The sequence below is a fragment of the Phyllobacterium sp. P5_D12 genome (assembly GCF_054049495.1).
The window spans coordinates 1-1,511 of sequence record NZ_JBFUMG010000813.1; the positions used below are offsets into that span (position 1 = coordinate 1).

A 1,511-nucleotide genomic window follows, 5' to 3' on the forward strand; every position below is an offset into this window, starting at 1 on the left:
GGGCTGTACCGCGATCTGGCGCTGCAAGGCTGTCCAGCAGTGCTTGTCGACAAAGGAGACTTTTCGTCAGGTACAAGTGCGGCTCCATCCCGGCTTATTCACGGCGGCTTGCGTTATCTCGAAACCGGTGAATTCGCATTGGTGAAAGAGTCGGTTATCGAGCGGAATCACTTGCTTCTCAACGCATCGCACCTCGTCCATCCCCTGAGGGTATGGGTGCCGGCATTCAGTTGGGTGGGCGGCGCATTCTCGGCAGCATTGCGATTCCTGCGGCTGAAGAAAACGCCGGGTGCCAAAGGCATCTTCGTCATCAAGCTCGGACTTTCTTTTTTCGATCGTTTCGGCAAGGCCAACCAGACAATGCCGCACCATAGGCTCGTGGGATCCAGAGAAGTAAGGAAACGTCTATCCCAGCTTTCGAAAAAGGTGCGGGCTGTTGCCGAATACTACGACGCGCGCGTAACACATCCGGAAAGACTTGCGCTCGAGCTGGCCGGGGACGCCGAACGCGATTGCCCTGAATCGATCGCGATACCATACATGTCTTTGCGGAGTACCATTGACGGCAAGGTCGAACTGTACGATGAGATCGGCAGGCAATCATTTTGGTTGCAGCCTTCGATCGTCGTTAATTGCGCTGGCCCCTGGGTCGATCAGGTTAACCGCGGCCTTGGTATCGATCGTCGCCTTATGGGAGGCACGAAGGGTTCGCATGTTGTCCTTGAAAGACCAGATCTCGCACTAAAACTGGATGGTCTCATGTTATATTTCGAGACCTACGATCATCGCGCATGCCTGATTTATGCGCTCGATAAAACGCACGTTTTGCTCGGGACGACTGACCTGCGAACCAGCGATCCAGACGATACGGTTTGTTCCGACAATGAGATTGACTACCTGTTCGAGGTTTTGGAGCAAGTGCTGCCGGGCGTGAAGCCAAGAAGGCAAGACATAGTGTTTTCCTATGCTGGCATTAGACCCCTGCCCTACAATGACGGCGGAGCCACGGGTGCCATCAGCCGCGATCATTTCCTGACGACTTTTGCTCCTGATGACGACCGCCATTTCGCAGTCGTGAGTCTGGTCGGTGGCAAGTGGACCACATATCGGGCGTGTGCAGCGCAGATGTCGGAAGTGGTGTTGCGACATTGCGGCAGGTTAAGGATCCGCGATACTCTTGAGGTAGATGTTGGTGGAGGCAAAGGGTTTTCGTCGAAGCCACGTGACGTGGCGATAAAGAGCCAGGCGCTTGCCCAGGCTCACCGCTTAGAAGTCGATGACGCAATAAGGCTGTTCAAGCGATACGGCAGCACTGCCGGAGCTATTGCTGCTGAGGTAGAAGCCTGCAATCATGAGCGTCTAACCTTCGCACCAGACTATTTTGTTGGCGAAATCGTTTGGATCGTGAAAAATGAACGCGTGACGAAACTTGCCGATATCATTTTGAGACGGACATTAATGGCATTCGAGAACAAGGCAAGTGACGGGGTTATCCGGGAAGTCGCCGGCAT

Annotated in this window: 1 protein-coding gene; it reads left to right on the forward strand. The window is 54.2% G+C overall.

Features of this window, described 5'->3' with window-relative positions; genetic code table 11:
- A partial coding sequence (locus ACXJ5O_RS26675) for a glycerol-3-phosphate dehydrogenase/oxidase (RefSeq protein WP_457302539.1) occupies nt 1–1,511 on the forward strand: 1,511 nt, incomplete at both ends.